General features: G+C 67.5%; 9 protein-coding genes. 7 read left to right on the plus strand and 2 right to left on the minus strand.

Features of this window, described 5'->3' with window-relative positions:
* The first annotated feature begins 3 nt into the window (after positions 1-3).
* The 4 genes from sufU to ACFOW8_RS18810 all read left to right on the plus strand — a co-directional run bounded on the left by sufU (position 4) and on the right by ACFOW8_RS18810 (position 2,079).
* Positions 4-480, plus strand: a complete 477-nt coding sequence (gene sufU, locus ACFOW8_RS18795; protein ID WP_378551999.1) for a Fe-S cluster assembly sulfur transfer protein SufU — start codon at positions 4-6, stop codon at positions 478-480.
* Positions 480-860, plus strand: a complete 381-nt coding sequence (locus ACFOW8_RS18800) for a metal-sulfur cluster assembly factor (RefSeq protein WP_378552002.1) — start codon at positions 480-482, stop codon at positions 858-860. The genes sufU and ACFOW8_RS18800 overlap by 1 nt, the downstream gene beginning before the upstream one ends.
* A gap of 200 nt (positions 861-1,060) precedes the next feature.
* Positions 1,061-1,486, plus strand: a complete 426-nt coding sequence (locus ACFOW8_RS18805) for a DUF4189 domain-containing protein (RefSeq protein ID WP_378552003.1) — start codon at positions 1,061-1,063, stop codon at positions 1,484-1,486.
* Positions 1,487-1,650: 164 nt separating this feature from the next.
* Positions 1,651-2,079: a DUF4189 domain-containing protein gene (locus tag ACFOW8_RS18810; protein WP_378552004.1), complete on the plus strand. Its 429-nt coding sequence runs from the start codon at positions 1,651-1,653 to the stop codon at positions 2,077-2,079.
* A 62-nt stretch (positions 2,080-2,141) separates the two neighbouring features.
* Here ACFOW8_RS18810 and ACFOW8_RS18815 read toward each other — a convergent pair whose 3' ends face one another.
* Entirely contained in the window at positions 2,142-2,774 is a 633-nt protein-coding gene (locus tag ACFOW8_RS18815; RefSeq protein WP_378552005.1) for a TetR/AcrR family transcriptional regulator, read from the minus strand.
* Between the two features lie 156 nt (positions 2,775-2,930).
* On the opposite strand from ACFOW8_RS18815, the gene ACFOW8_RS18820 reads away from it, so the two are divergent.
* From ACFOW8_RS18820 to ACFOW8_RS18830, 3 genes are all read left to right on the plus strand, one after another.
* Entirely contained in the window at positions 2,931-4,169 is a 1,239-nt protein-coding gene (locus tag ACFOW8_RS18820) for a PucR family transcriptional regulator (RefSeq protein WP_378552006.1), read from the plus strand.
* Positions 4,170-4,235: 66 nt separating this feature from the next.
* Positions 4,236-4,787 (plus strand): NADAR family protein, encoded by a 552-nt coding sequence (locus tag ACFOW8_RS18825; protein WP_378552007.1) that lies wholly within the window; start codon positions 4,236-4,238, stop codon positions 4,785-4,787.
* Between the two features lie 252 nt (positions 4,788-5,039).
* Entirely contained in the window at positions 5,040-5,540 is a 501-nt protein-coding gene (locus tag ACFOW8_RS18830) for a DUF4189 domain-containing protein (protein ID WP_378552008.1), read from the plus strand.
* A 123-nt stretch (positions 5,541-5,663) separates the two neighbouring features.
* On the opposite strand, the gene ku is transcribed toward ACFOW8_RS18830, so the two are convergent.
* The gene (gene ku / locus ACFOW8_RS18835; protein ID WP_378552009.1) at positions 5,664-6,554 is read right to left on the minus strand and encodes a non-homologous end joining protein Ku; all 891 of its coding nucleotides are present in this window, start codon (positions 6,552-6,554) and stop codon (positions 5,664-5,666) included.
* Between the last annotated feature and the right edge of the window lie 105 nt (positions 6,555-6,659).

Raw genomic sequence — 6,659 nt, forward strand, 5'->3', positions numbered from 1 at the left:
ATCATGCGCATGGAGCAGATGTACCAGGAAGTGATCCTGGACCACTACAAGCACCCGCACCACCGCGGGCTGCGGGAGCCGTTCGGCGCCGAAGTTCACCACGTGAACCCCACCTGCGGTGACGAGGTGACCCTGCGCGTGCACATCGACGACGCCGGTGAGGTCGCCGACGTCTCCTACGACGGTCAGGGCTGCTCGATCAGCCAGGCCGCCACCTCGATCCTCACCGATCAGGTGATCGGGCTGCCGGTGCAGCAGGCACTGAAGGTCGTCGACTCCTACAGCGAGATGATCTCCAGTCGCGGCACCGTCGAGGGCGACGAGGACATGATCGGCGACGGCATCGCACTCGCGGGCGTCGCCAAGTACCCGGCGCGCGTGAAGTGCGCACTGCTGGGGTGGATGGCGTTCAAGGACGCCGTCGTGCAGATCGCCTCGGCCGAGGATGCCAAGCCTGCCATGGGAAATGGGGAAGCGTGATGAGTGAGACACCCGCCGAGACCACCGGTGCCGCACCCGCCGAGGTGGAGCTGACCGCCGAACAGATCCAGCACCTGGAGGATCTGGAGGAGGCCATGCGCGATGTGGTCGACCCCGAACTCGGGATCAATGTCGTCGACCTCGGCCTCGTCTACGGCATGTCCGTCGACGACGACAATGTCGCGACCCTCGACATGACGCTGACCTCGGCGGCCTGCCCGCTGACCGATGTCATCGAGGACCAGTCCCGCAACGCGCTGGTGCGTAGCGGACTGGTGGAGGATCTGAAGATCAATTGGGTCTGGATGCCCCCGTGGGGCCCGGACAAGATCACCGACGACGGGCGCGAACAGTTGCGCGCTCTCGGCTTCACCGTCTGATCACGCCTCGCGAAAGCCCGGATCCGGTAAGGATCCGGGTTTTTCGTTTTCACAGCGAGGATTTCGGACTGCGATATCCGGCGACCGGACCGGCCCGACCGGCCGGTGCTCGCGTGACAATCGGGTTGGCCTGCGGCCGATAATCGGCGATGATCTCGGTGCTCCGGTTTCGGGGCATTTTTCCAGAGGAGATTGCACGTATGAGTTTCATGGGTAAGGCCGGTCTCGCCGTCGCGATGCTCGGCCTTGCGGCCGGATCGGTCTTCGGGGCGGGCGCGGCGAAGGCCGACAACCTGTACGCGGCCTACGCGGTGAGCAACCAGGAATGGGTCTTCGGCGTCGGGGTGAACGCGCCGAGCCGCGAGGACGCCGAGGCGGAGGCCATCGCCAACTGCGGTGCCGACGACTGCCGCATCGTGACCTGGTGGGGCAACGGATGCGGGGCACTGGTCGAGAGCGACCAGGGTTTCGCGGTCGCTGTCGGCCCCACCCGCGCCGACGCCGAGCGGGAGGCCTACACCACGCTGTCGGAGATCACCCCGACCGCGCAGCTGGCCAATGTCGGTTCCTCGCAGTTCAGCGGCACCGACCTGATCGACGTGACCTGCACCGCCAACGCGGTCTGAGCCACGCCGAACTCGGGGCCCGGATTCCGGCAGGGATCCGGGCCTTTCGTATTACCGGGATTGCCGCACTGTGATTCTTCACATTCGAGGTTGGCCGGTGCCGGATGTTCGGCCATGATCTTGGTGCTCCGGTTCTCGGAGCATTTTCAGAGGAGATATTTCGAATGAGTTTCATGGGTAAGGCAGGCCTTGCCGTGGCCGCGCTCGGCCTCGCGGCCGGTTCGGTCTTCGGCGCCGGCGCGGCGCAGGCGCAGAGCCTGCACGCGGCCATCGCGTTCAGTGACCTGGACTGGGCCTACAGCTACAGCGTGAACGAGCCGACCGCCGAGGCCGCCGACTCCGCCGCCCTCGCCGGTTGCACCGCGTCGGATTGCCACATCTGGGCCGCCTGGTCCAACGGGTGCGGCGTCATCGTCGAGGGTGAAGAGGGCTCGATCGGCGTCGGTACCGGCGCGACCAGCGGCGAGGCGGCGAACCTCGCCTACGCCAGCCTGGGTGAACTGGAGCCGCGTGCCCTGCTGGCGACCACCGGTTCGGCCGGCCTCAGCGGCGCCCGCGTGATCACCACCATCTGCACGGCCAACGCCCGCTGACCACGGCGTCCGAGGGGCCCGGATCCGCACCAGGATCCGGGCCCCTCGTGTGCGCGTGGAATCTAGGCGGGCCTGCGCCGATCGGCGACCGAACCCAGCCATGCGCCGATCATGTCGGCGGTGTGCTCGATGAGCGCGTTCCGGTCGATGCCCTCGTTCTCCATCTCGACCGACCGCAGTGCGGTCGCGAACCCGGCATTGAGGACGACGAGGGCCATGGTGTCGATATCGATGTCGATGGTCGGCCCGAGCAGCTGGATCAGGTAGAGCTTGATGATCATGCGCAGGCGCGGCTCGAATTCGGGGATCCCGCTGCCGTAGAAGTGCAGGTCGGCCACGAGGGCGCGGACCAGCGGGCCGTTGGTGACGAGGATCTCGACCGCCGTGTGGAGCACTTCGGCGACCGCGTCGCGCGGTGACCTGTCGGGACCGATGCCGATCAGCCTGCTGTATCGGTCCTCCACCTGCAGGAACAGGCCGTCGGTCAGCTCCTTCACGATTTCGTCGCGGTCGGAGAAGTACCGGTACAGGGTGCCGATGCTCATGTTCGCCTCGGCGGCGATCCGGTTGGTCGAGGTGTTGCTGATTCCGCGGCTGCCGAAAAGCTGAGCGGCGACCGCGAGAATGCGCGCCCTCGTCTCCTTCGCCCGATCCTGTTTCGGGCGTTTGCGCTGCTTGTCGGCGTGCGGTGGCATGTGGTGACCTCGGTCGAAAGCGGAGTAGAAGGTGAGCGGTTACTCATCCTAGAGTCATGATCACCGAAGACCGCCAGTGCGGGCCATCACATCGGCCGCGACGGCGGAAGCAGAACCACCGACGGCCCTGCCGCCGCGGTGTGGAAGGAGCCGACGATGATCACCCTCCCCGTGGACGGCCCGCCGAACGGTGCCGCGTCGATGTGGCAGCCGCTGCGCGATGTGCGCGGCCTGACCGGCACCCTCGTCGGTCATTTCGTCGACACCGTCGCGACCTGCCGCACGCTACCCGGCGACGCCATCTCCGGCGATGTCACCGCGGTGACCCGGCTGTGCCTGGAGATCGTCGGCGGGCGGCTAGACGGGCGCGACGAGACCGAGCGGCTGAACCGGCTCTCGGTCGCGGCGGCGGGCTGGGCCAGGGAGGGTGTCCCGATCGACGCCATTCTGCACGCGTTCCACGAGGGCTTCCGGCTCGGTTTCGACGCGGTGTTCGCCGAGGGTGTCCAAGGGGACCGCGCGGCCATGGTCGCGGCGTTCCGCCGGGCGGTGGAGCTGTCCGACCTGTTGTGCACCACGGTGACCAGGGCTTATGTCAGCGAGCATCGGGAGATCGCCGGCGAACATCACTCGGCGGTGCACACGCTCACCTCGGCGCTGCTGGCCGGGCAGCCGACGGTGACCATGGCCAGGGAGTGCGGCATCGCCGTGGCCGACGCGTACTCGGTGCTTGCGCTGTCGATCCGGCGGAACCGGGAGCAAGCCGACCCGAGAATGAACGCGGCTGTCGCGGCTCGGCGCACCCTGCGGCGGGTGCAGGCGGCGCTGGCGCATCACGGTGGGGAACAGGTGCTCTCGCTGCTGTCGGTCGACGGTGGCACGCTGCTCGTCCCGGTCGAACTGCTCGACGGGCCGGGTCTCGACGACCTGATCGCGGCCCTGTCGCACGCGGCCAGGGTCGAGGTGACGGCCGCGCTGGTTCCCGCGAACACCGAGGACATCCCCGCCGCTGCCGAACGCGCCCACGAACTGCTCGACATGGTGGAACGGCTCGACTGCGCGCCCGGTCTGTACCGCTTCGGCGACCTCGCCCTGGAGTATCAGCTCACCCGTCCCGGCCCTGGTCGCGCCCGCCTCGGCGAACTGCTCGCCCCGCTCGACAAGCATCCCGAGCTCTACGAGACCCTGCGTGTGCACATCGCCAACAATATGAACCGCCGCCGCACCGCGCGCCTGCTGCACATCCACACCAACACCGTCGATTACCGCCTGCGCCGCATCGCCCAGCTCACCGGCCTGGACCCCACCCAGGGCTCGGGCCTCTGGCAACTCCGCTCCGCCATGATCGCCCGCAGTTTCCATACCGGCCCCACCCTCGAGGCCCGCCTCGCCTGAAACCCACTGGCGGCCACCCCGTCTCCGTTATATGGTGTGTTGCACCAAAACTAGAGGGGGTTGACCATGGACACGGTCGAGGAGTTGCGCGCGACCATCGCGCGGGGTGCGACGCCGAAGTATCTCCCGTTCTGGGGACATACGCCGCGGCGTGCCGGAACCATCGACGCGAGCTGCCTGAGTCAATGGTGGCCTGCCGAATTCGTCGTCGACGGCCACCCGTTCCGGACGGCCGAGCACTACATGATGTGGCGCAAGGCGTTGTTGTTCGACGACGAACGGACCGCCACGCGAGTACTGGCGGCGGACCATCCCAGCGTGGCCAAGAAGCTCGGCAGGCAGATCAGCGCCTTCGACGACACCGTGTGGGAGCGCGCCCGATTCGAGATCGTCGTCGCGGGCAGTATCGCCAAGTTCGGCCAGGACGAGGCGCTGCGGGCGTATCTGGTCGGTACCGGACGGCGGGTGCTGGTGGAAGCCAGTCCGGTGGATCGGATCTGGGGGATCGGGGTCGCCGTGGATGATCCGCGGGCCTGCGATCCCGAGCGGTGGCCGGGGTTGAACCTGCTCGGGTTCGCGTTGATGCGGGCTCGCGCGGTGCTGGCCGCGGGCGGATAGCGGGGGCGGTTCCCGGCGGCGAGGTGTTGTTGTCGGTGGGGGTTGTTATGGTGTGGCGGACGGGCGGACCGGGAGGATTCGCGCGTCACGACAGGTGAAATCCGTTGGCACCGGGAACAAGTCGGTGTCCGCGGATTCGCGATGAACGGCAGCGTCGGTGATTCGGGAAAGCTATTTCCCGATGTCGATGCGGCGGTTCATGATTGGTTCGGCTTCGCTCGTGGAGCCGAGTTTCGATGGGGAGATCCACTGATGTCTGTTGTGGGCAAGTATGCCCTTGGTGTGGCCGCCGTTTCCGCGGTGGCCGCGTTCACCGTCGCCACGGCCGGCCCGGCCGGCGCGGCGGAGAGCGGCGTCGCGATCGCCGAGGCGCCCGGTTACACCGCCGTCTCGCGCGATGGTGGCTTCCAGGCCGCCGCCGGTGATCTGTACGGCGCGCTGGCACTGTCGTCGAAGGAGGCTGTGGTCGCCTCGGCGGTGAACTACGGCAGCTGGGAAGCGGCGAGCCGGGCCGCGCTGGCCGAGTGCGGCGTCTGGGACTGCCAGATCGTCGTCCAGTTCCGCAACGCCTGCGGCGCGGTGGCGCAGGGCGCCGACTACCGGTTCGGCTGGGCCTGGGACCACACCCTGCACGCCGCGGAGCGGGCCGCGGTGGATGTGCTCGGATTCAGCGCACCGCCGTTCCCTGACCCGGGTTCGGCCTCGCCGCGCGCGGCGAGCGTCATCCTCTCGGCGTGCACAGGAAACGTCTGACCCAGAGGTGTAGGCGGCGGGGCAACGGGCGGATCGCCGGTTGCCCCGCCGCGTTTTCCGTGACCGGCGAGTCCCGCGCCACCGGGCAGGCGTTCTCTGGACCGTTCTGATGGCCGGTATGTCCTATGCCCCCTTGCGGGCCGCGGTCCTGCGCGGCGCGGCTTTCTTGGCAGGCGCCTTCTTCGCCGCCTGCTTCTTCTTCGGCGCGGATTCCGGCTCGGCCTCGCGCCTGCCGCTGGCTTCCAGGCTGCGCTGCAACGCCGCGACCAGGTCGACGACCTCGGCATCGGCCTGTTCGACGGGTTCGGCGACGGCGGCCGATTCGACCTTGCCGGATCCGCTGGCGATCGCCTCGTCGAGCAGCTTCTGCAATTCGATCTGATATTCGTCGGTGTACTCGCTGGGTTCGAAATCGCCCGACATCGATTCGACCAGCGTTTCCGCCATCTTCAATTCCTGCGGACGCGGCGCCGGCGCGTCGTCGAGCGCGGGGAAATCGACGGCCCGCACCTCGTCGGGCCACAGCAGCGTCTGTAATACCAGCACGCCATCACGGACGCGCAGCGCCGCCAGCCTGGTCTTCTGCCGGAGCGTGAAATGCACGAGGGCGGTCTTGTCGATACGTTCGAGGGTGGCGGCCAGCAGCTGATAGGCCTTCGGCGTCGCCGAGTCGGGTTCGAGGTAGTAGCTCTTGTCGAACAGCACCGGATCGATCTGTTCGGAGGGCACGAATTCCAGCACCGGGATTTCGTGCTTCTCGGCGGCGGGCAGCTTCGCGAAATCGGCGTCGGTGAGGACCACCTGGTCGCCGTCGGGGGAGACGTAGGCCTTGTCGATATCGGAATACTGGATGGATTTGCCACACACCTGGCAGACCCGGTCGTATTTGATCCGGCCGCCGTCGGCGGCGTGGACCTGATGGAACCGAATATCGTGGTCCTCGGTCGCGGTGTACACCTTGACCGGCACATTCACCAGCCCGAATGCGATCGAGCCCTTCCAGATCGATCTCATATGGCAAGGGTACTGGTCCTGCGGTTTTGCGCCACCCGAACCTCGGAACCACCTGCGGGTTACCTCGGGTTAGTTCGGGTTGGTTAGGGACATATCTGGGCCTCC

Source organism: Nocardia rhizosphaerae, assembly GCF_042650365.1.
Lineage (GTDB): Bacteria > Actinomycetota > Actinomycetes > Mycobacteriales > Mycobacteriaceae > Nocardia > Nocardia rhizosphaerae.